This window comes from Dehalobacterium formicoaceticum (genome assembly GCF_002224645.1).
GTDB classification, from domain to species: domain Bacteria; phylum Bacillota; class Dehalobacteriia; order Dehalobacteriales; family Dehalobacteriaceae; genus Dehalobacterium; species Dehalobacterium formicoaceticum.
Genome location: NZ_CP022121.1, coordinates 1,372,706 through 1,393,949 on the forward strand (window position 1 = coordinate 1,372,706; position 21,244 = coordinate 1,393,949).

General features: G+C 43.9%; 23 protein-coding genes. All 23 read left to right on the top strand.

From position 1 onward, the window contains the following. Positions 1–18: 18 nt before the first annotated feature. The 23 genes from CEQ75_RS06800 (at position 19) to CEQ75_RS06910 (ending at position 21,148) form a co-directional block, all read left to right on the top strand. Entirely contained in the window at positions 19–975 is a 957-nt protein-coding gene (locus tag CEQ75_RS06800; protein WP_089609653.1) for an ACP S-malonyltransferase, read from the top strand. An 80-nt stretch (positions 976–1,055) separates the two neighbouring features. Next, a complete protein-coding gene (locus CEQ75_RS06805) occupies positions 1,056–2,411 on the top strand; it encodes a B12-binding domain-containing radical SAM protein (protein WP_198306652.1) in 1,356 nt (451 codons plus the stop codon). Further along, positions 2,411–4,519 carry an aldehyde ferredoxin oxidoreductase family protein gene (locus CEQ75_RS06810; protein WP_089609655.1) on the top strand — a complete coding sequence of 703 codons (2,109 nt, stop codon included), beginning with the start codon at positions 2,411–2,413 and terminating at the stop codon, positions 4,517–4,519. Before CEQ75_RS06805 ends, CEQ75_RS06810 begins: the two co-directional genes overlap by 1 nt. 229 nt (positions 4,520–4,748) lie before the next feature. Then, a complete protein-coding gene (locus tag CEQ75_RS06815) occupies positions 4,749–5,054 on the top strand; it encodes an acyl carrier protein (RefSeq protein WP_089609656.1) in 306 nt (101 codons plus the stop codon). A gap of 9 nt (positions 5,055–5,063) precedes the next feature. After that, a complete protein-coding gene (locus tag CEQ75_RS06820; RefSeq protein ID WP_089609657.1) occupies positions 5,064–5,828 on the top strand; it encodes an enoyl-CoA hydratase/isomerase family protein in 765 nt (254 codons plus the stop codon). Positions 5,829–5,863: 35 nt separating this feature from the next. Continuing rightward, positions 5,864–6,109: a hypothetical protein gene (locus CEQ75_RS06825; protein WP_089609658.1), complete on the top strand. Its 246-nt coding sequence runs from the start codon at positions 5,864–5,866 to the stop codon at positions 6,107–6,109. Next, positions 6,106–6,378, top strand: a complete 273-nt coding sequence (locus CEQ75_RS06830) for a hypothetical protein (protein WP_089609659.1) — start codon at positions 6,106–6,108, stop codon at positions 6,376–6,378. Before CEQ75_RS06825 ends, CEQ75_RS06830 begins: the two co-directional genes overlap by 4 nt. A 6-nt stretch (positions 6,379–6,384) precedes the next feature. Then, positions 6,385–6,786, top strand: coding sequence for an acyl-CoA thioesterase (locus CEQ75_RS06835; RefSeq protein ID WP_089609660.1), 402 nt, complete (start codon positions 6,385–6,387; stop codon positions 6,784–6,786). After that, a complete protein-coding gene (locus CEQ75_RS06840; protein ID WP_089609661.1) occupies positions 6,783–7,490 on the top strand; it encodes a Clp protease/crotonase-like domain-containing protein in 708 nt (235 codons plus the stop codon). Before CEQ75_RS06835 ends, CEQ75_RS06840 begins: the two co-directional genes overlap by 4 nt. 2 nt (positions 7,491–7,492) lie before the next feature. Then, positions 7,493–8,218, top strand: coding sequence for an enoyl-CoA hydratase/isomerase family protein (locus CEQ75_RS06845; RefSeq protein WP_089609662.1), 726 nt, complete (start codon positions 7,493–7,495; stop codon positions 8,216–8,218). A gap of 3 nt (positions 8,219–8,221) precedes the next feature. Beyond that, positions 8,222–9,337 carry a 3-oxoacyl-ACP synthase III family protein gene (locus tag CEQ75_RS06850; protein ID WP_089609663.1) on the top strand — a complete coding sequence of 372 codons (1,116 nt, stop codon included), beginning with the start codon at positions 8,222–8,224 and terminating at the stop codon, positions 9,335–9,337. A 67-nt stretch (positions 9,338–9,404) separates the two neighbouring features. Then, positions 9,405–10,829 carry a B12-binding domain-containing radical SAM protein gene (locus tag CEQ75_RS06855; RefSeq protein ID WP_089612535.1) on the top strand — a complete coding sequence of 475 codons (1,425 nt, stop codon included), beginning with the start codon at positions 9,405–9,407 and terminating at the stop codon, positions 10,827–10,829. Between the two features lie 13 nt (positions 10,830–10,842). Then, the gene (locus CEQ75_RS06860; RefSeq protein ID WP_157677358.1) at positions 10,843–12,006 is read left to right on the top strand and encodes a 3-hydroxyacyl-CoA dehydrogenase family protein; all 1,164 of its coding nucleotides are present in this window, start codon (positions 10,843–10,845) and stop codon (positions 12,004–12,006) included. 21 nt (positions 12,007–12,027) lie between these two features. After that, positions 12,028–13,260, top strand: coding sequence for a beta-ketoacyl-[acyl-carrier-protein] synthase family protein (locus tag CEQ75_RS06865; RefSeq protein WP_089609665.1), 1,233 nt, complete (start codon positions 12,028–12,030; stop codon positions 13,258–13,260). Between the two features lie 7 nt (positions 13,261–13,267). Further along, entirely contained in the window at positions 13,268–14,293 is a 1,026-nt protein-coding gene (gene rfbB / locus CEQ75_RS06870) for a dTDP-glucose 4,6-dehydratase (RefSeq protein ID WP_089609666.1), read from the top strand. Then, a complete protein-coding gene (locus tag CEQ75_RS06875; protein ID WP_198306653.1) occupies positions 14,293–14,922 on the top strand; it encodes a sugar phosphate nucleotidyltransferase in 630 nt (209 codons plus the stop codon). The genes rfbB and CEQ75_RS06875 overlap by 1 nt, the downstream gene beginning before the upstream one ends. Before the next feature lie 151 nt (positions 14,923–15,073). After that, positions 15,074–16,309, top strand: coding sequence for a glycosyltransferase (locus tag CEQ75_RS06880; RefSeq protein WP_089609667.1), 1,236 nt, complete (start codon positions 15,074–15,076; stop codon positions 16,307–16,309). Positions 16,310–16,333: 24 nt separating this feature from the next. Continuing rightward, the gene (locus CEQ75_RS06885) at positions 16,334–17,038 is read left to right on the top strand and encodes a 4'-phosphopantetheinyl transferase family protein (RefSeq protein ID WP_089609668.1); all 705 of its coding nucleotides are present in this window, start codon (positions 16,334–16,336) and stop codon (positions 17,036–17,038) included. A gap of 45 nt (positions 17,039–17,083) precedes the next feature. Beyond that, a complete protein-coding gene (locus tag CEQ75_RS06890; RefSeq protein WP_089609669.1) occupies positions 17,084–17,863 on the top strand; it encodes a class I SAM-dependent methyltransferase in 780 nt (259 codons plus the stop codon). A 26-nt stretch (positions 17,864–17,889) separates the two neighbouring features. Continuing rightward, positions 17,890–18,621 (top strand): inositol monophosphatase family protein, encoded by a 732-nt coding sequence (locus CEQ75_RS06895; RefSeq protein WP_089609670.1) that lies wholly within the window; start codon positions 17,890–17,892, stop codon positions 18,619–18,621. Then, positions 18,614–19,609 carry an ATP-grasp domain-containing protein gene (locus tag CEQ75_RS06900; RefSeq protein WP_089609671.1) on the top strand — a complete coding sequence of 332 codons (996 nt, stop codon included), beginning with the start codon at positions 18,614–18,616 and terminating at the stop codon, positions 19,607–19,609. Before CEQ75_RS06895 ends, CEQ75_RS06900 begins: the two co-directional genes overlap by 8 nt. A gap of 20 nt (positions 19,610–19,629) precedes the next feature. Continuing rightward, positions 19,630–20,265: a PIG-L deacetylase family protein gene (locus CEQ75_RS06905; RefSeq protein ID WP_089609672.1), complete on the top strand. Its 636-nt coding sequence runs from the start codon at positions 19,630–19,632 to the stop codon at positions 20,263–20,265. A gap of 1 nt (position 20,266) precedes the next feature. Next, positions 20,267–21,148: an NAD-dependent epimerase/dehydratase family protein gene (locus CEQ75_RS06910; RefSeq protein ID WP_089609673.1), complete on the top strand. Its 882-nt coding sequence runs from the start codon at positions 20,267–20,269 to the stop codon at positions 21,146–21,148. The last annotated feature ends 96 nt before the right edge of the window (positions 21,149–21,244 follow it).

Below are 21,244 nucleotides of genomic sequence, written 5' to 3' on the forward strand. Positions count from 1 at the left end.
GAGGTAAGGGGACTAAGAATGGTTATGAACGCAAAATATGCTTTCTTGTTTCAGGGAGTGGGCACCAGCTACCGAGATTATTTACATCTTTTGGATCAAGATCAAAAGGAAGAATTGCAGCAGTATTCTATGATCACCAAGAAAGAGTTGGATCTGGATTTATGGGGATATTTATTTGATGCCAAATCTACAGGTTATGATCCGCTGTTTTGCGATTGGATCTCTCTTTACACCATTGACCAGATAGTCTATCATACTTATCTTCAGATGGGGCTCTGCCCGGATATCTTTCTCGGATACAGCATGGGATTGATTACTGCGATGGTGTGCGGGGAGGCTCTTTCATATGCTCAAGGGCTGCATATGCTGTTAAGTATATATGAGTACCCGCGTCATGCGTTCCGCCGCGATGAGACGATGGCTGCCATCATTGGGATGACCTGTAAAGATGTAGATATAATCATTGGAGAATACAATTTGGCTGACGATGTGGAAATCGCTATTGAAAATAATGAACATTGTATTGTGGTCTCCGGTCTGAAAAAAGGCGTATATAAGGTGATGAACCATGCTGAAGAAAAGGGTGCTTTGAAGGTGAAAGAAGTAAATTCCCCCTATGCTTTTCATTCCACCCATGCCGCACAGGGCATAGAACATTTTGCTAATTTTGTGGAAAAAGTTCCTGTTGGCCACTGTGTCGTTCCTATCATGTCCTGCTTCGATCAGGAAATCATTTGGCAGTCAGATGATCTCAAACATCAACTGGTGAGAAATATGACAGGACGGATGGATTGGACATCATCCATTACGAAAATTGGAGCATCGGGTATTCAAAATTTTGTGGAAGTGAGCCTTAACGATTCTTTAATCAAATTTTCCAGGACGATTGACAGGAACTGTCAGTTCATGACTTATAAAAAAATTCTCCAATCAGGATGCCGACTTGAAAACATGAATGTCGCTGTGGCTTTATAAGAATTCGACTTGATTGTCCGTTAACATTATGAAAATTTTTGTTGCTGGGAAAGGTTAACTTTAGAAGGAGAATGTCTAACATGAAAATACTTTTTGTCTATCCCAAATTTCGTAAGTATTTGGAAACGAACCCTAATATCCTAAAAGCCATTGGCGCACCTGTATATGCAGAATATAAAGCCATGCCCTCCTTGGGCATCCCAATCCTGACGGCGCTTACTCCTGATGAACATGAATTGCATTTTGCCGACGGTAACTTGGAAGATATCCCTTATGATGAGGATTTTGATCTGGTGGCCATCAATTCCTTTACTCCTCAGGCCAAATATGCCTATGAAGTGGCAGATAAATTTCGCGCCCGTGGAATTCCGGTAATTTTGGGGGGAATTTTTCCCTCTAATTATCCGGAAGATTGCAGCAAACATGCGGATGCTGTTTTTGTTGGTGAAGCAGAACTGGGTTGGCATGAAGTCTTGGCTGATGCTCAAAGAGGGCAATTAAAACCCATATACAATGCCGGTTGCAATTTTGATGTAGAAAAATATGTTATACCTGACCGTCGTTTATTTAAGCATAAAAAGGGCTATGATTGGCGGCCCCTTCTCCTGCAAAATTTTCGAGGATGCCAGTTTAATTGTGCTTATTGCGCTATTTCCAACACCAACGGAAAAAAGATGCGGATGCGTCCCATCGATAACATCATGCAGGAAATAGAAGAAAATATGGATTTGGACGGCATTTATATTGGTGATGATCAGTTTTTGCTCCCGGATCCGGAAATTGAAAAATACTCTCTCGAATTTTTCTCTCGCCTGAAAGAATTGAATTACCAGAAAAGTATTCTGCTCAGCGCTTCCCCCTTACTCAACAAAAATCCTAAACTATTACAATTGATTCGGGACTGCGGTGTTAACACCCTTTATTTTGTCTTTGGGTGGGACCCAGTGGCCATTCGCGCCCTTTCATATAATGATCCTCATGATGCGGAAGAGAGTATTAAGGCCGTTCAGGATGCAGGTTTTAATATCTTTGCCTCGATCGGGGTGGGACAAGATGCTGATACACCAGAAATTTTCCCTCGTACCATCGACTTTTTAGAACGAAACCGGATCAATCATGCGGAATTTTGGATCCAAACACCCTTCCCCGGGACACCGGCCTGGCGCAAATACAAAAAAACCGGGAGAATTCTCACAGAAGATTTTGATATGTATAACGGAGCCCATGTGGTGTATCAGCCCAAGAAAATGTCGGTTCAGGAACTAGAGGACGGTTTCATCTATCTCTGGCAAGAGTTCTTTACCCGCTTTAATTTGCCGCCGGAAGAAGTGCTTCAATTTTATTCTATGAGCAGCGACTTTAAATCCAAGGTGGGGATTCAGGATCAAAATGATGAGCAAAAGGAAGAGCAGGGTAAACAGGAGCAGGCAATCTAATGGATAGGATCCAGGTAAAAGATAATGCCATTCTCACTATCGATCTAACGGCATCAAAATCATCAAAGGTAGAAATAACGCGGTCGCAAAGGAAAAATTTTGTAGGCGGCATGGGGATTAATACCCAGATTCTTTATGAATCCGATGCCATGTATCATGATGCTTTATCAGAGAAAAATGTGCTGATTTTTGGGGTCGGACCTGCCGTAGGAACCGGGCTTCTGGCGGGTAACCGCTGTACGGTGACGGCACGCAGTCCCATCACAGATATGTATGGGGATTCCAATGTTGGGGGGGATTTCACTGTCAAAATGCGTTCTGTCGGGGTGGACCACCTGGTTTTTACAGGTAAGGCGGAAAAGCCGGTCTATGTGGTTATCAATGCGGAAGGTGAAGTCAGTATTTTGGACGCCTCCGATCTTTGGGGCATGTGGACAGATCGGGTCACCGACCTTCTAATGGAGCGTCATGGCAAGCATGCGGAGGTGGCCTGTATCGGTCCTGCCGGAGAAAAGCTTGTACGCTATGCCAGTGTGGTGATGTCCAAATGTCATGTTGCCGGGCGTACGGGCATGGGTTGTGTCATGGGATCAAAAAACTTAAAGGCCGTTGTCATTGAGGGCAACAAAAAATGGCAGCCCCCCATGTATGATCGGGAGGAAATCGGCCGGATCCGTAAATTATGGCTGGAACAGTGCCGTACTTCCGTTGTGTCCAAAATGGGGGGTATTGAAGGCACTCTCTTCCTTATAGAAACCTATGACAAGGACAAGCATGTTCCGGTGCGTAACAGCAAGACACCCCACGATGAAAAAATGAAAAATATTTATTCCAATGAGTTTAAATACGGTTACCAGACCAAAAGGAAAGCCTGTTATGCCTGTCCTGTGGCCTGCGCCAAAGAATATGAAATCAAGGAAGGCAAGTACAAGGGAGACAAAGGGGACCGTATTGATTACGGGACCGTAACCAGCCTGGGGCCTTGCCTGGGGATTTTTGACTGGGGAGATATTATCCATCTGAAGCTGTTAACGGATTATTTAGGCATGGATACCATTGAAATAGCCGGTGCTATCGGCTTGCTTATGGAATGTACGGAACGCGGCTTAACAGATGGAACTCCGGCGGAGGAGTTTCCCATCGAATTTGGCGATACGGAGAAGGTAGAGAAATTATTTTACCGCATTGTCAACCGGGAAGGGATAGGTGATCTGCTGGCGGAGGGCGCTTATCGGGCAGCTGAGGCGCTGAAAGCACAAGAGTATGTCTTTACTATAAATAAGTCCACCACCGGCCTTCACTCCAAGGACCGTTTGGCATGGTCTATGGCTTATATGACCTCCACCCGTGGGGGGGACCATTTAAAGGCTTTTGTTTTCTCTGTACTAAGCAAAGGATATTTTGCCAGCGTCGTTTCAAAATATATTTTTAAAATGGATGCCAACAAAGCCATTGACCAGCCGGAAAGACAGGGACGCATTGTAGCCTGGCACGAGAATTACAAATCCATCATCGATGCTTTGGGCATTTGTATTTTTGCCATTCATGGCGTTCCCAACAAAGGACATGCTTTTTTCCATGATTTTGCCCAAGTGATGAAGGGCTTGTACAACCTGTATTGTACCGATCAAGATATTTATTACGCCGGAGAACGGATTTACCAGCTGCAAAATGCCTTTAATATCCGCTGCGGGCTGACCTTAAAGAATTATCAATGGCCGGTGCGTAAACAAGACACGGACATTGACCCGGAGTATGTTCTGGAAACCACGATCAAAACCCGGGATGAAGCAGGGATGCTGCCGGAATATTTCACTTTCCGAGGTTTGAACCCGGAGGGCAAACCAACGTCAGCAAGATTTCAGGAATTAGGATTAGATCCCCGGGACAGGGAGGGCGAACCAAGCATTTTGGTGCAGGATGACCATGTCACCTCCATCCCGGAATTGTTTCAAATGGTTGGCTTAAATGCTAATTTAAGCAAGATTGACCGCCTAAAGGGAGAAATGATTTCATGGTTATTGTGCCGGTTGCTGGAAAAGCGGGATAAGCGTGACGAAAAAGCTTATTTCAAAAAGAAAAAAGCACAGGCGCTTGACATAATGTGAAACTTCTATCAGTAGGGGTTTTCTTCATCCCCTACTGATAGTTAGTTGAACCAATCAGGAACTTAGCGTCCGTTATACCCCACATATTTGAGGAAATTCCTGTTCCCAGTGAACTTATTTAACTTCAGCAGGTGTGTGTTCCCTGACCGCTAATGTGGGGGTTTTACGGACGGTTAGTGCGTGATAAATAACAAGATTTCAAATCAAAAAAAATGCTAGGAGGATTAAAATGGCTAATTTAACACCGGAAATTCGGCAAGAACTGCGGGAAATGATTTATGAATTTTTCGCTGATGAATGTGATGTGACAGTTGAAGAATTATCTGACGATAAGAACATCATTGATGATTTGGATGGAGACTCTCTTTTGTTTGTTGAGTTGATTGAACTGATGAAGAAGAAATATCAACTTAATGTGCAGCTCCAAACCATCGGCAAATATTTATTAAAAAATCCTGCTGAAACCGTGGGACAGGTTATCGAAACCGCTTACCTGGTTTTTCAGTTTGAAAATGACATTGTGGAGGCCAGTTAACAGATCATCATGGAAAAGGAAAAAAGCCAAGGATTCGTTTCCTTCGAAACTGTGGATCAGATTGGAACTATGACCATCCAAAATGGTAAGCAAAATAAAATTCCCCAGCCTGATTTTTTGGATGGGCAAGTACTGCTAAATTGGATGGAAAGAGATGAATTGAAAGGAATCATTATAACCGGGGCAGGCCGATATTTTTCCAATGGTGCCGATCTGAATATGATACGCTCCCACCGTGAAAATTCGTCAAGCTTTTGTAACAGCTTACAAAAAGGTAAATCTCTGTTGAACACCATTGAAAGGCTGCCCTTGGTGACCGTGGCTGCCATCAGTGGGATTTGTTTTGGCGGAGGCTGGGAAATTGCTTTAAGCTGCCAGTTCAGAATTGCCACGGAAAGTGCAATTTTCGCCTTTCCCGAGTCTGGATTGGGGATCATGCCGGGCATGGACGGCACCTTCCGGCTGCCGAGAAAAATTGGAAAAAGCAAAGCCCTGGAAATCATTCTTTCGGGCCGCACGATTGGAGCCGAGGAAGCTTTGGAATTGGGGTTAATTGATAGAATTGTACCCAACAAGGCGCATGTCCCGGCAGCCAGAGCATTTATTGATGAAATGACCCGGGATCGATCTCTGCGGCAGATCAGAAGCATCGTCCAAGCCGTCAACAACACCCTTTTCCTGGCAGCAGAAGATGCCCAACGGGAGGAAAGCATCCTGTTTTTGGATCTGGTGCAAAATGAATTGCTTCCCGAAGAAGCACGGGAGCAGAGCTGAGAGAGAATCAATAAAGCAAGGTGAGGAAGAGATCAATGTTAAAGATGCTAAAAATTTTTTTTTCCGGAGAGATACCGCCTATATCTTTTCCCACCTCCGTTTTTATTTCTAAGGAGGAGGCTGGGTTAGAAGATTTCGTACAACAAATCGCTGATACCGCAAAGTTCCGTCGCTGGTTTAATTTCTTTCCTTTTGTCTGGCTGACCTTTGACAATCCGCGTTTTGATGTAGGCAGCAGCGGGATGTTTTATTTTTCCTTTCCCCCTTCAGATATAAAATGACTTGTGTGGAAGTGGACCCAGGGAAATACTATCGTGCTGAATTCTCCGGTTTGATGACAGGTCATGTGACAACTCGCTTCATTCCTCAAAAAGACGGCATCCTTATGGATCATCCCTTGACGGTGACGGCAGTCAATCGCTGGGTTTACCTCTATTATTGGTTGTTTCTGCGACCGCCTCACCTTCCTTTTATGGCTTGGCGCTACAGCATGCTCAGAAAAAATTTAATTAAGGAAAGGGAAATAAAAAAACTAAAAAGCAAGGATTGAAATACGATGAATCATGAATATCTGTTTGAAGTCCAGGGCTATGAGCTTGACTCCTTTGGTCATGTTAACAACGCCGTTTATCTCAATTATTTAGAGGCAGCCCGCTGGAAATTTGTCCAGGAAACCAAGTGGCTGGATTATTTAGAAAAAGAAAAGATGTTTACCGCTGTGATTGAAACTAATATCCGTTATCTGCGAGAAATGAAACTGTTTGATCAGGGAATTGTAGCAAGTCTTTGGCAATATGATGGGAATTACTTAATTGTTCGGCAAAATATTTATTTGGTGCCCACTCGGAAAAAGATGGTGCGTGCCCAGGTGAAAATGGTTTTAGTGTCGGAAGAAAGGATTATCCATGAACTTCCCTCTTTCATGAAGGATGAAATGGATCAGAGGGCGACCCGATGAACGAACATGATCCTACACTAAATTTTGCACCCGATTTTTTTGTTGAAGATCGCCTGGCCTTTCTATTTCTGGGGAAAGATTCCGGACTTAAGGCGATTATCCCGGAAATTGACCAAGGGCTTATAAATGGGGAGATCTTAGCCTGTGCTCTTGTGACACGAGGAAAAGAAGATCCTTGTTCTATATCTCCCATGATGAAAAGAATCTTATTAAACTGGCTCTGGGAACTCACCATTCCCACCGTTTTTGTGGCCACTAAGGGCCATTATGAGGAAAACTGGGTGGAATTGATGATGTGCTGTGATATACGTCTGGGAAAAAAAGAGTTAACTATGCAATTTCCTTGGGAAGTTTCCCCGCCTGCCTTTGATCTTGAGGAGCGTTGTCAAGTGCTGATGGGTGTGGAGGGAAGAAAATCAGACTATCACCAACTTACCCAAGGAATTTTTGGAGGGGATGAACTTTATGAAATGGGTTTTTTTAATCATCTCTTAGGTCAGGAAGACCCGCTGCCGGAAGTAAAGCTCTTTTTCCGTAAAATTATTGGTGATAAGAGCCGGGATCAGATTAAAGCCATCGTGGACTGCTTTCATTATTATAAAAAATTAGGGCTTAAGACCTATCGGGATCTGCTTCTGGAGGAGGAGGCAAGACAGTTTTGTCGATTGGCGGCTCGGGAATTTTGGCATAAGGATAGGGGATAAAAATGAAATTCCAGAAAATTTCTTATGAGGAAAAAGGCCATATTGGCTATATTATCATCAATGATCCGCCGGCAAACATGATGACTGCTGACTTTTTCAGAGAATTAATCCTTTTGGTGCGCTGTTATGTTATCGGATCTCCAAAGCAGGGCATTATCATTTCCGGCCGGGGCAGGCATTTTAGTTCCGGAGCCGATGTGGAACAGTTAAAAGAGATTGTCGGCACCCAAAGCCTAGGTAACAGTGATGGGTCAGTGACTGCTTATCCCGTATGGTATCTGGAAAATCGCAACACCTTCAATTATTTTTGTAATTTGGACATTCCGGTGATCAGTGCTATTAACGGGTTATGTATCGGTTCCGGATTTGAGCTGGCCTTATGCAGCCATATCCGCATTTGCGGACAAAACGGTATCTTAGGGTTACCGGAGTCCACCTTTGGTTTTCTGCCGGGTGTCACCGGGACTTTACGTTACACGGAGCTCATGGGATTGGGCAGAGGGATGGAACTGGTCTTGAGCGGAGCTACATTTTCAGCGGAAGAAGGCTTAAGCTTAGGATTGGTGCATGGTGTAGTTGATAAGAAAGAAACTTTAACCTATTGCCAAGGACTGATGGATGCCATTCTCCAGTCCGGCGAAAAATACGAGAAAAAGAATACAGGGCAATACTTGGAAGCGTTTAACAAGGTTTATTACCAAAATCGAAATCAAGCAAAAGGACTGTGAACTATGGAAAAGTACGTAAAACTTCTGGCGACGAGCTCTTATTTACCCGGTCAGCCAATCAAATTTGATGATATTAACGAATATTTGGGTCCTTTTACTAATGCGCCCAAGAAGATTAAGCAATGGACGGAAAGAATCCAGCCGATCATGAAAGAAATGTTAGGCATTGAATATTGCTATTATGCTTTTGACAACAAAACGAGAACATTTCCTGAAGACAACCTGACTTTATCGGTAAAAGCTGCGGAAAAAGCCTTGGCGGAAGCAGGTTTGGAGGCGAAGGATATAGATCTCTTGATTTACGGTGGCGCTTATTCTCATCAGTTGCCTCCTCTTTCCACCCGGATCCAGGAAGCCTTAGGAATCGAACGTTGTGGGGAATTTCATATTCATTCCAACTGCACTTCTGTTTATAAAGGCCTGAAATTAGCCCATTCCCTCTTAAAAACGGGAGAATATAAAAACGCCTTAGTGGTTTCCTCCATTGTCGTCAGCTCCTGTTTTATTCCTGAATTTTATAACCAGGAGAAGATTACCAAGGAAGACATTTTTTTGCGCTGGTATCTCTGTGACGGAGCAGGTGCCTTTGTGCTATCGGCAGAGGATGAAAAAGATCATGGCTTTTATCTGGAAAATACCTATGTGGAATCATCCGGGGGCAAAAAAATGTCCGCCATGTGCAATGATTATCCTTATCTTTGGAACAATCCCCTGTTGGATTACGAGAATTGTGCCCACCATATCCGTCAGCTCTATTTAAATGAATTAAAGGACCACGCTTTAGAAGAAAATGGGAAAACCATTTTTTACAATGCTTTAAAAAGAATGCTGGACAGCCAGCACATCGATCTATCCTCTTTGCGTTATTTTGTTGTCAATATGCCCTCCCGGGCCGTGCGGGATTATATTACCCAAGAATGTACGGAGTTCTTCATTGATTTAAATAAGTTTTACTCTGCCATCGAAGATGTTGGATATGCCGGTCCGCCGGCAGCTATTATTTCCATGGATATCCTTTTAAAAAATCATACATTTCAAAACAATGATTTAATTTTTAGCTTCGTCATGGAGGTAAGTAAATATATGCAAGGCGGGTTTACCCTGCGTTATATTGAGTAATCAAGCTATTGAGTATTGGGAACCAGAAAAAGACTTGATGAAAGAGAAAAAAGAGGAGACATACAAAATGAAGATTCTATTGATTAATCCTCCCATCCCTTATAAATATCGCATGTTTGACTATGCTGATGAGGAAGGTAAAAAGGCGATTTCCCGGAGAATTTTAGTGGGACCTCCCTTGGGCTTAAATGATATTGCCGGCATGCTGCGGGAAGAAGATGTGATCATTATTGATCAAAAGACGGAAATGGATCAGTATCCGGATTATGATCCTCTTGAGGCGGCGGAGGAGGAAATCTACGCTTTCCAACCAGATATTGTGGGTATTACCTGCCTGACAGCTCAATACAATTATGTACGGGAATTATTGGCCGTGATCCGCAAAATTAACAAGAATATTTTAACGGTAGTGGGCGGGGTGTACCCCACCTTATGCCCTCAGGAGTTTGCCGGGACAGGGGCGGATATTCTGGCCATTGGTATCGGAAAACTCAGTTTCTCTCAGATTGTACAGGAATATAAGGAAAAGGGTCGGGATGGAGATTATTCTCATATCTATGGTTTAGCTCTCAGCAAAGGAAACGGTTTTGTCTTTACCAAATCCTTAGGTGAAATGAGCTATCAGGAATTCCAGGAACAATGCATGCTGGATGATTTTCTGCCTAATCGGGATTTAACGGAAAGATACGAATATATTTTTCCATTCCTGAATAAGAAAATTCAATACTTAAGCACGTCCCACGGCTGCACCCACCGCTGTAATTTTTGTACCCTTTGGCAACTGACAGACGGCCGCTATTTCTTCCGCAAAGTAGAATCGATGATCCGGGAATTAAAGGGGATGGATCAATATCCCATCATCCGGTTTTGCGATGCTAATACCTTTGGCAACGTAAAAGAAGCCCAATACTTATTTGAAAGAATCATTGAGGAAGGCTTGCACCGTAATCATATGTATTTTGCCGATTTACGCACGGATACTGTGCTCAAACATCCGGAGCTGATCCAGCTGGCCGCCAAGGCCGGATTAAAAGTGGCAGTGTGCGGAGTGGAGGCTACCGATGATGAAGAGTTAGAGCGATACGAAAAGAAAAACAATGTGGAAACCATTAAAGAAGCCTACAAAATTATGAATGAAGCCGGTATGTTTGTTAACGGAAACTATATCATCCGCCCCGACTATACAGAAAAGGATTTTGAACGGGTGGGTCGTTTTATCGAAGATAATCCCATTTTCCATGCAGGACTGACGATTCTGACACCTTTTCCCGGTACCCAGCAATGGGAGGAACTAAAAAGCCAGGTAGTAATTCATGATCTGGATTACTACAACCTCACCAATGCCGTGTTAAAGACTGCTCTGCCGGAAAAAGAATTCTATCACCGCTTGACGGAGCTTTTTAAAACCAGCGGACGAGCCACCGGGAAATTTTTCTCCCTTTATGGTAAGGAAGAATATAAAAAGTTTGGTCTGCAGGTTGCCGGTATGTAAAGGAGGCATCACCATGAATATTGGTATTATCGGCAAAGGAAAGATGGGCAGGAGCATTTTTGATTACCTGCTGCAATTTGATCATCAGCTGGTTTTGGTCTGTCATAAAAAGGAGGATGTTATACCTGTGGCAGCATCCATTGAAAAGCAAATTCAAAAGAGATGGAAACGCGGTTTCCTGACAGATGAAGAATATGAAAGAAAAATCAGATCCTATAAGGTGGCGGATTGTCTGGCAGCGGTTAAAAAATGCTCACTGGTGATAGAGTCGGTCTCTGAAGAGCCATCATTGAAGCAAAACATCTTTCAAGGTCTGGAAGGAATCGTGGCTGAAGATTGTATATTAGCCACCAATACCTCTTCCATTCCTCTCCAGATGGTTTTTGCCAAATGTCTGAACAAAGAGCGGTGTCTGGGCATGCATTTCTTCTTTCCAATACAGGTGATGCGTACCGTTGAAATCAATACTACCTTAGCTACTGCTCCTCAGTACATAAAAATTGTTCACAAGTTGCTGGAGCAGGGTGATAAGACTCCCCTCCTATTAGAAGACAAAGCCAATATGATGCTGACTAAATTATTTACGATTTTGATTACCAAGATTTACAACATCTATGAGGAACGGGTCCTGCCCATAGATGAAATTGATGCTGTCTTAAAAGCCAATCTTTTCACCTTTGGTTTATTCGAAATTATTGATTCTACCGGGATTCCCATCATCTTGACATGCATCGACAATTTTGTGGACGAGCGTTATCAGGAATTATATACACCTTTTTATAACAAGGGGGTCAAGCTGCTTCAGGCAGGATATCCCGGGGGGATAGGCCATGAAGGAATAGCCTCCTATGAAAGAGAGCATCCTGAGCCTTTTCAGGAATTGAGTGCAGAAAAGCGTTTGGATTATCAGGAAAATATGGTTTTGCGTTTGCAGGGCATGATTACCAATGAATTGGCTTTTCTGCTCAGTCAGCAAGATGTGGGGAAAGACAGTTTGCTCACCGCCGTGCAGGAAGTGCTGGGTTTAGGAGAAGATCCCCGCCATATTTTGGAGACCTTGGGGGTAGAACCTATTGAGAATTGCCTCTGGAATGAATATGCTCTAACTCGTGATCCGATCTATCTGCCCTTAGATTTTAGTTTCCTCAGAAAAATCCCGATGGAAACGATAGCATAAAATGCTAAAGGAGAAAAGACTATGGAAAATGAACGTAAAACCGTGATAACCGGGATGGGTATGGTAACTCCCTTAGGAGGGAATGTGGACACCACCTGGCAAAACCTTTTAGCCGGCCGCTCCGGCGCCAGGAAAATATCACTTTTCGATGCCAATGATTATGAAACTCAAATCGCCTGTGAAGTCAGTCCGGAATTTGAAGCTCAGGCGGCAAAAATTATTGCCAAAAGGGATCGCAAGAAAATGACCCGGACCACCCGCATGGCCATGTTAGCTGCTCAGGAAGCCATTGTGATGAGCGGAATTGATTTTGATCGTTTGAATCGGCAGCGGGTTGCTGTGATTATGGGCGTGATTACCTCTTCCTACAATGAAATGGAGCGGGAGGAGTCTGATGCTCAGATCATCATCAAATCCATGCCCAATGCACCCAGTGCCTGGATATCCCTGCATTATGGATTGGAGGGCCCAAATTTTAATGTATCTACCGCCTGCGCCTCTTCCGCTTATGCTTTGGGACTGGGGCATCAAATGATTAAATCCGGTTTGGCGGATGTGGTTATTGCCGGGGGTGCAGATTCTCATATTGCCCCTGAATGCATCAAGGGCTTTAATCAAATCCTGGCGATGTCGGTGCGTAACGAGACTCCAGAGACGGCCAGCCGACCTTTCTCCCTTTCTCGAGACGGGTTTGTCATGGGAGAAGGAGCCGGGATTCTGGTGCTGGAATCCGAAGCCGGTGCCCGGGATCGAAATGCTCCTATTTATGGGGAACTGGCCGGCTACGCGCTGACCAGTGAAGCAATAGACATGACGGCGCCCAAGGAAAATGGTGCAGGGATGGCTGTGACCATGGAGAGAGCTCTAGCCGATGCCGGGGCCAGTAAGGCAGAGATCGACTATATTAATGCCCATGGCACTGCTACTTACTTAAATGACAAATATGAGACGATGGGGATTAAATCTTGCTTTGGCAGCCGAGGGAAGGAGTTGGCAATTTCTTCATCAAAATCCATGCTGGGGCATACTTTAGGCGCAGCTGGTGCCATTGAAGGAATTATCACCTTGCTGAGTATTTATCACAGTCGGGTGACACCTACCATTAATTATCAGGATGCGGATCCGGAACTGGATTTGGACTATGTGCCTAATCAGGCTAGGGATATGGGGATTCGCGCCGCCCTTTCCAACTCTTTTGGTTTCGGCGGCCATAACGCCTCTCTTGTCTTTAAAAAATATGGGATAACGGGGTAAAAATAAGATGAAACAATATTTAATCACCGGGGGAGCCGGTTTTATCGGAGCAAATTTTATTCGTTACCTTTATCAGCAAGAAAAAGGCGCCAAGGTGCGTGTTTTGGACAAACTCACTTACTCGGGAAATATGGATAATCTGGCGGAATTCCAGGGAAAAGAAGGTTTTGAATTTATCCAGGGTGATATTTCTGATGATAGGGTAGTCAAAGCGACTATGAAGGATGTTCAGGTGGTCGTAAATTTTGCCGCCGAGGTGGCGGTGGATCGCTCCATCCAAGACCAGCAATCCTTTTTGAAAACTGATGTCTTAGGGGTTCATGTGCTTTTAGAAAATGCCCTGGCCCAAAAGGAGCACTTGGAACGTTTTGTCCAAATCTCTACAGATGAGGTTTATGGTCAAATTCTGGAAGGGAGCTTCCGTGAAACCTCAGAATTAAAACCCCGCAATCCCTATTCTGCCTCTAAGACAGGGGGGGACCGGCTCGCTTACAGTTATTTTGCTACATATCAGCTGCCGGTGATCATTACCCGGGCCTCCAATACTTATGGCCCCTGGGCCTATCCGGAAAAGGTGATTCCCCTTTTTATCACCAATATCCTTGAGGGGCTACAGGTGCCGGTTTTCGGTGAGGGTAGTCAGATCAGAGATTGGCTCTATGTGGAAGATCATTGCTCTGCCATTTACCATTTGATCCAAAAAGGACAAAACGGCGAGGTTTATAATGTAGGATCACATCAGGAATACACCAATTTATCCTTGACTAAGATGATTTTAGACCTTATGAGCCGTGATGAATCATCCATTCGTTTTGTCGCGGACCGGCCGGGACATGATTTCCGGTACAGCTTAGACACCGCCAAATTGCAGGGTACCGGCTGGAGCCCCAAATATGATTTACCCACCGGATTGAAAAAGACGGTGGACTGGTATCAAAACCATGAGGATTATTGGCAGAAGCTAAAAGCAAAGCTGGATCCGAGATTTGCTCAAGGATATTGGGGTGAAAAAGAAAAAAGTGAGGTGTCATAATGCGGGGGGTTGTTTTGGCTGGCGGTCATGGTAAAAGGCTGCAGCCTTTAACGCTGGTTACTAATAAACATTTATTGCCGGTTTATAAAAAACCGATGATTTATTATCCCATAGAGACACTGAGAAACGCCGGCATCAATGAGATTCTCATCGTAACATCAGGGGAATATTTAGGACATTTTTATCGGCTGCTGCAAACGGGGCGATCATTAGGTGTCAAGCTGCATTATGAAATTCAGGAGGGCAGCGACGGCACGGGGGCAGCTCTTCTTTGTGCCGAGGAATTTACTCGAAAAGATGATTTCATGGTAATCCTGGGGGATAACATTGTTTACGAAAATGTCCGGAGTTTTATTGATGATTTTCAAGAGGAGAAGAAGGAATTTAAAGCAAAAATATTGATCACCAAGGTAGATGATCCTAAGAAATACGGAGTAGTAGAGTTTGATGAAAAAAGGGTGACTCGGCTGGTAGAAAAACCGGCAGTGCCTTTTTCCAACTACGTTAATACTGGATTATGGATCTTTCAGCCTGAAGCCTTCAATTACCTGAAGGAATTAAAAACAAGCCCCCGGGGGAATATGAAACCACCGATGTTCTACATTCCTATGCAGAACAGGGACTGCTGACTTATGGTATTTTGAAATCTAAATGGACTGATGCCGGTACTTTTGAGCAGCTTTTTAATGCCACTATGCTGGTTAAGGAATTAGAGGATGAAATAACCAAAAATGAAGTGAAAGCTAAGGGCGCCTGAGTCCTGAGAGGAGATGGGGAGTCATGAAAAAGATTTTATTTATTAGTTTTCCTGTTTATGGACACGTCAATCCTCAGATGAATTTTTGTAAGGAATTAGCGCAAAAAGATGTCCATCTGATCTATTACACCAATGAAAAATATTTCTCCAAATTTGCCGACACAGATGAGATTGAGCTGCGCAAATATCCGGATAGCTTTGTAAATTATTATGATAAATTGGCCGAAGACCAAACCCTTGCTCCCGGATTTATGTCTTTGCTCTATGTATTCTATACCTTAACAGAAAATGTTATCCCTTTTATCATGGAAGAAGTAAAAAAGGAAAAACCGGACTTGATTATTTGCGATAGCTTGGCTATTTGGGGAAAGGTTGCAGCCCGCTATTATAAGGTTCCCATGGCGTTCTTTTTTTGCGGACTGATGGGGGATTCCACAGCCATCAGTAAGTCGCCCTCCTTTAAGATGAGTCTGGTAAAGTCAATTATTTTTGATTTTCCATATGTCATCAAACTAAATAACTGTATCAAACGTATCCAAAAACAGTATGGTAAGCATGTGACGGATAGTATGCAGAATATCATGTCGCCTCAGGGACTTTTTTCTATAGTCATGACGTCCAGGGAATTTCATCCCGGGGGGGATGAGTATCCACCTAATATAAAATTCATTGGACCGGCTCACCGGGAGGATCATGAAATTCCAGAGACAAAAGATACTATTCTTGTCAGTATCGGAACCATTGCTATCAGCGATACCTTTTGGGATATTTGCATTGAAGCAGCCAAGGGACTGGGTTATAAAGTAGTGATTTCCTTTGGGGGAAACACAGCCAACCATGTTAGTGAACAGAGTCTATCTGATCAGGTGGAAGTTTATGACAATCTCAGTTTAGATGATTATCGCAACGTGCTTAAGCGATCAGTACTTTTTATCTCCCACGGAGGCTTCAACAGCATCAGCGACTCTATTCTCTACAGAACCCCATTATTGATCTGTCCTATCACCGCGGAACAGAACAGCAACGGCAAGATGATTGAAGAATATGGCTGTGGGAAGCTCTATCCGGAAAAAAAGGTGCAGGCACCCAGATTGCGGGAGGAAATTATCAAACTGATTGGCAACAAAGAAATGGATGAAAATCTGGAAAAATATCGACAATCCTTTTTTAATGCCTTAGGTTACAAAAAAGTAGTTGAGGAGTTAAATAAAGAGTTTAATTTATATGAAAAAAAGGATGATCACTCAGTTCCAGCTTGATGGTGAATGGGAAGGATGAAATAAATGTCAGGAGATCAGATGCAGCAGCGGTTGCGGGATCAGTGTTTCTCCCTGCCGGCAGCACCCTACCTTTGGTTGGTGGATGTCCTGGATTATTATCGGGACTTGGACATAATTGAAGATTTTCTCTCCTCGGAGGAGAGTGAGAGAAGGGGTAAAATTCCCAACATCCAAATGCAACAATTGTTTTCTTTGCGCAAGGGGCTGACCCGCATGATTCTCGCCGATTTTTTTCAGCAGGACCCCAGGGAGATCCAATATCAGTATGACAATGTGGGTAAGCCCTTTATCGACCGGCGGGAATTCGGGGGATATTCCTTTAATCTTGCCCATACAGGGAGATACTTACTGCTGGGCATTGGCGAAGAAGGGGAGATCGGGGTGGATGTTGAACGAGTCAATCCCAGCAGACGAACGGATTTGATGGGGGGGACTGTTTTCTCTCCCGAAGAGCTATCATCATACAAAAGCTATGATTCATCCTCCCGCCTGCGCTCCTTTTATAAAACATGGGTACAAAAGGAGGCGGTGAGTAAAGCTTTAGGCCTGGGAATGGCTTTAGGTTTTACCTCTGTAACCCTACGCTCTAATCCCCGTTTTCAGGCAGAAGATTATCAGATTCAGATCAGCCTGGAACGGGGGCCCCTTCCCTTCCACATAAGTGTAAGAGAAAAAAATGATATTTTTTTGGCAGTGGCAGCTATCTAAGATGATCTGCCAAGCGTCATGGAAAGAAAAAGGAGGTAGCGAAAATTGGAGCAAAGTGAGGAGATGCACCGTAAGGTTTCACAAGCCAATGTGGATTATTATAATAAATGTGCCAAGCAATATGAGGTGATTGAGGAAACCATCTTTGCCCGGGAAAATGAGGAGCGGGTTCATGGCATCATCAAAGAATTGGGCGGAAAGTATGAACAGGGCAGCTTATTGGATGTGGGCTGTGGTACCGGAAACATCTTGCGATTTGCCCTACAGCATTTCAAAGAAGTGACAGGGACGGATATTTCTGCGGAAATGCTGGAAAGATCCCGGCAATATACAGATCGTCTCGTCCAAGCTGACGCTTCCCAGCTGCCTTTTGATCATGATTCTTTTCATGTCGTTACAGCATATTCCGTACTGCATCATCTCTATGATCCTTTTCCGGTGATTCAGGAAATGTATCGGGTGTGTAAAAAAGGAGGCGTAGTTTTTACTGATAATGATCCCAACGGTTATTTTCAAAAAAGGTTTAAATGGTATAAAAACCTAAGAAAGAAATTATATAAAAAGAAATATGACCAATCCCTGCCGGATGAAGGGAGCGCCTTTCAGGAAGATATGAAGCTGGCAGAATACCATCATTACTATGCCGACGGACTGGATGCCCAAAGGATCAAAAACATGTTCGAAAAGGCGGGCTTTGCTGAGGTCAATGTGATGTTTCGTTTTCATCCCCGGCCTAACCTATTTACAAAAGTGATTAAGGTCCTTCTATTCTTTGAACCTAAGGAAAAAAAGTGTCCTTTCCTCATGGTTATGGCCACAAAATAGCTGCTTGGGATGGAGGTGATTAAAGGATGATTGAAAACAGGCAGTTTAGAGAGATTATTGAGCAAGCGTTTAATTTGATCGGGCAGGAAGGCTTGGTTGGCCGGACAGACTGTGACCAAAGCGTGGAGAGCTTTATTTTTGATCAATTAAAAAACCTGGGACAGGATATGAAGATTGTTTCTGAAGAATATGGTACCTATGTGCTAGGAGAGCCGGAGATTACCGTCATTGTTGATCCTATTGACGGTAGTGGAAATCTGCTGCGGGGGATTCCTATTTATGCAGTAGCCTTGGCCGTGTGTGAGGGATCTTTAGACCGGGTATCCTTGAATGATATTCGTTATAGTGTGATAGCCACGGTTTTCGGTGTTTTTGAGAATAGCCGAGAGGACGAGATGCAGGAGCAAAAAGAATGTACAATTCATAATCAGGAAGCTTTATTGCGCTGCTATGCCCGGGATTTTCGTATGCGGCTTCTGGGTGCTTCCACGGTGGAACTTTGCCTTTTGGCCGAGGGCAGCCTGGATGGTTTTATTGAAATAAAGGGGCTAAAAAGTGTGGATTTGATTCCGACCCTGTTAATTTTAAAGAAACACAGCTGTTTTTTTTCCGATAAAGCAGGAAAGGAGCTCGTCTTTCCCCTGGACGATCCCAAAAAAAATCAATTTTCCTTTGTGGCAGCACGCAATAAGGAGCTTCATCAGGATTTGCTGGCATTGATCGAAGCCGAGGAGAAAGGAGCAGATCAACATGGATAAGATCAGAGCATTGGTGACCGGGGTAGGGGGAGCAGCCGGGGTGGGCGTGGTGCAATCCTTGCGGGAAAAGAATATTTTCACCCTGGGTGTTAATTGTTTTGCTCTCACCGCCGGATTTAAACTGGCTCATGATTTTGCTGTAGTTCCTTTGGCGCGGGAGGAAAATTTTATTCCGGTCTTATTGGATTTATGCAAGGCCAAGAAGATTAATGTGCTGATTCCCACCGTTGATGAGGAACTGATCCTGTGTGCCAGGAACAGGGAACAGTTTCAAAGGATTGGGGTTAAGGTGGCACTGGGGGAGACGGAAACTATTGCAAAATGTCTGGATAAATGGATCTTTTTTCAGGAACTAAAAAGATACGATCTGCCCGTAGCCCAAACCTGGTCGGCTCGAGGTGAGTGCTCTGTCAGCAAGCTTAACTTCCCACTGATTGCCAAACCGCGCATGGGGCGAGGCGGCAGGGGTATACGGATTTTTCATGGACCTGAGGGACTGGGTGATTTTTTGGCACTGGGTGGGGACTATATTTTGCAGGAATATGTAGAGGGAGAAGAATTTTCCGTAGATACCTTAGCGGATTTTTATGGTCAAGGTTTGGTTGCTGTGCCCAGAAAACGCATTGAGGTTAAGGGCGGTGTTTGCTGGAAAGGATGTACAGTACATAATGAGCAGATCAGCGTTGCAGCTCTGGAAATTAGTGAGAAATTGGGTCTCAAAGGCCCTGCCTGCATGCAATTGAAGGTAAGCAAAGCAGGAGAAATCAAATTTTTTGAAATCAACCCCCGTATGGGCGGAACCACCAGTCTGACAAGAGCAGCCGGAGTGGACATCCCATATTTGACGGTTAAGCTGCTGATGGAAGGCACTGTTGATCCGGCAGAGCTTCGGTTCAGAAAAACATATATTTCCCGATATTTTGCCGATGTTTTTTTTACAGAGGATGAATTGCCTCAGGATGTGGAAGGAGAATTGGGGCTTTTATAAGATTGAAAGGAGGCAAACCAATGAAAATATTAGTGATTGCGACCCATCCTGATGATGAAGTATTGGGCTGTGGAGGCGCTATTGCCAAACATGTGGCGGATGGTGATGATGTCTACGTTTGTATTATGTGTTCCGGCACATCTCTGCGCTATCCGGATCAAACTTTGGCGCAAAAACGAAAGTCAGATGCCGAAAAAGTCGGTTATTTCCTGGGCGTGAAAGAAGTCATTTTCTGTGATTTTCCTGTGATCATGCTGGATACCATTCCTCAGCTGGAGATTGTGACAGCCTTGGAAAAAGTGATTTTTTCTGTTCAGCCGGAGGTTCTTTATACTCATCATCCGGAGGACATTAATTCCGATCATCGGGTGGTTCATCATGCCTGTCTTGTTTGGTGCCGCTCTTCGAAGACGCCGTTTTTAAAGAAAGTTCTTTTTTATGAAGTGTTCGGTTCCAATTTAAATTTTCATCCCAATTATTATATTACTATTGATCAGTATCTGGCCTTAAAATTAGAATCCCTTTCGTTTTATACTACAGAAAATCAGGTCCAAACCAGGACTTTAGATACATTAGAAAAATTAGCGGCTTACCGCGGAGCGGAAATTAATCAAGGCTTTGCGGAAGGTTTTGTCCTCTATCGGGAGATTGAATAAAATGAAAAAAACGATTCTTATCACCGGTGCCCGTGGTTTTTTGGGACGAAGCCTGATTGAGGGAATGGATAAAACCCGTTATGAAATATATGCCCTGGATTTTTTCCCCGAAGAAGATGAGGATTCCTCTCATATCGCTGATTATTTTTCTCGGGATATTTGCCGGTCTTTTCAATTGCCCAGGGATTTTGATGCCGTGATCCATTTGGCGGCTTTTAATCGGACCAATATTGACAGTGATTATGATTATGAGCAGTTTCACAGGGTAAATGTTGCAGGTACGGAAAACGTGGTGCAAAGCTGTAATTTCAGACAATTTATCTTTTTCTCCAGCGCCAATATTTATGATAAGCGGGGTCTGCCCATTGATGAACATTCTCCCATCAAGCCTCATTCATTCTATGAACGATCCAAATATGAAGGAGAAATGGTGTGTCAGGAATTAATTCCCCCGGAAAAGCTGGTGATTCTCAGACCGGTGAACATTACCGGAATCAAGCAAAGCATGAACGCCATCGTGCCCTTTTTCTTTCGTCAAGGGATGGCACAGCAAACGTTGGAGGTTTTTGTACCTCAAAACAGGAGGATCCAGCTTTTGTCAGCTCATGATCTGGTGCGGGCTTTGGATATGATCTTATCCCAGTCAGGGCTGGCCGGTATTTTTAATCTGGCCGGTTCTGATAATATTTCCGTTAAGGAACTGGGGGAAAAGGTGGTTGCCTTATGCCGCTCCCAGTCAAAGGTCATATGTACCAACAGTGATATGGAGGATTTTTCCCCAATCACCGCTGACAAGGCAAAAAAATATTTTCTTTGGCAGGCCGAGGATAATATTTCGGCGATTTTGGAGGATTATTTACGTTACTTGATATCTATATCATAAAGGAAAACTGCTATCAGCAGTGATACGCTTAGTAGGTGATATAGTAATAATCCGCTTGGGAAAGATGATTAGCAAATCGGTTCAAGGGAGGATAGG

What these genes read in the sequence shown, in the direction of transcription:
- CEQ75_RS06885 (WP_089609668.1), top strand. Translation starts at nt 16,334, where the DNA reads ATGTCAGGAGATCAGATGCAGCAGCGGTTGCGGGATCAGTGTTTCTCC.
- CEQ75_RS06845 (WP_089609662.1), top strand. Translation starts at nt 7,493, where the DNA reads ATGAAATTCCAGAAAATTTCTTATGAGGAAAAAGGCCATATTGGCTAT.
- CEQ75_RS06815 (WP_089609656.1), top strand. Translation starts at nt 4,749, where the DNA reads ATGGCTAATTTAACACCGGAAATTCGGCAAGAACTGCGGGAAATGATT.
- CEQ75_RS06875 (WP_198306653.1), top strand. Translation starts at nt 14,293, where the DNA reads ATGCGGGGGGTTGTTTTGGCTGGCGGTCATGGTAAAAGGCTGCAGCCT.
- CEQ75_RS06910 (WP_089609673.1), top strand. Translation starts at nt 20,267, where the DNA reads ATGAAAAAAACGATTCTTATCACCGGTGCCCGTGGTTTTTTGGGACGA.
- CEQ75_RS06865 (WP_089609665.1), top strand. Translation starts at nt 12,028, where the DNA reads ATGGAAAATGAACGTAAAACCGTGATAACCGGGATGGGTATGGTAACT.
- CEQ75_RS06905 (WP_089609672.1), top strand. Translation starts at nt 19,630, where the DNA reads ATGAAAATATTAGTGATTGCGACCCATCCTGATGATGAAGTATTGGGC.
- CEQ75_RS06825 (WP_089609658.1), top strand. Translation starts at nt 5,864, where the DNA reads ATGTTAAAGATGCTAAAAATTTTTTTTTCCGGAGAGATACCGCCTATA.
- CEQ75_RS06835 (WP_089609660.1), top strand. Translation starts at nt 6,385, where the DNA reads ATGAATCATGAATATCTGTTTGAAGTCCAGGGCTATGAGCTTGACTCC.
- CEQ75_RS06810 (WP_089609655.1), top strand. Translation starts at nt 2,411, where the DNA reads ATGGATAGGATCCAGGTAAAAGATAATGCCATTCTCACTATCGATCTA.
- CEQ75_RS06830 (WP_089609659.1), top strand. Translation starts at nt 6,106, where the DNA reads ATGACTTGTGTGGAAGTGGACCCAGGGAAATACTATCGTGCTGAATTC.
- CEQ75_RS06860 (WP_157677358.1), top strand. Translation starts at nt 10,843, where the DNA reads ATGAATATTGGTATTATCGGCAAAGGAAAGATGGGCAGGAGCATTTTT.
- CEQ75_RS06855 (WP_089612535.1), top strand. Translation starts at nt 9,405, where the DNA reads ATGAAGATTCTATTGATTAATCCTCCCATCCCTTATAAATATCGCATG.
- CEQ75_RS06880 (WP_089609667.1), top strand. Translation starts at nt 15,074, where the DNA reads ATGAAAAAGATTTTATTTATTAGTTTTCCTGTTTATGGACACGTCAAT.
- rfbB (WP_089609666.1), top strand. Translation starts at nt 13,268, where the DNA reads ATGAAACAATATTTAATCACCGGGGGAGCCGGTTTTATCGGAGCAAAT.
- CEQ75_RS06820 (WP_089609657.1), top strand. Translation starts at nt 5,064, where the DNA reads ATGGAAAAGGAAAAAAGCCAAGGATTCGTTTCCTTCGAAACTGTGGAT.
- CEQ75_RS06840 (WP_089609661.1), top strand. Translation starts at nt 6,783, where the DNA reads ATGAACGAACATGATCCTACACTAAATTTTGCACCCGATTTTTTTGTT.
- CEQ75_RS06800 (WP_089609653.1), top strand. Translation starts at nt 19, where the DNA reads ATGGTTATGAACGCAAAATATGCTTTCTTGTTTCAGGGAGTGGGCACC.
- CEQ75_RS06895 (WP_089609670.1), top strand. Translation starts at nt 17,890, where the DNA reads ATGATTGAAAACAGGCAGTTTAGAGAGATTATTGAGCAAGCGTTTAAT.
- CEQ75_RS06850 (WP_089609663.1), top strand. Translation starts at nt 8,222, where the DNA reads ATGGAAAAGTACGTAAAACTTCTGGCGACGAGCTCTTATTTACCCGGT.
- CEQ75_RS06805 (WP_198306652.1), top strand. Translation starts at nt 1,056, where the DNA reads ATGAAAATACTTTTTGTCTATCCCAAATTTCGTAAGTATTTGGAAACG.
- CEQ75_RS06900 (WP_089609671.1), top strand. Translation starts at nt 18,614, where the DNA reads ATGGATAAGATCAGAGCATTGGTGACCGGGGTAGGGGGAGCAGCCGGG.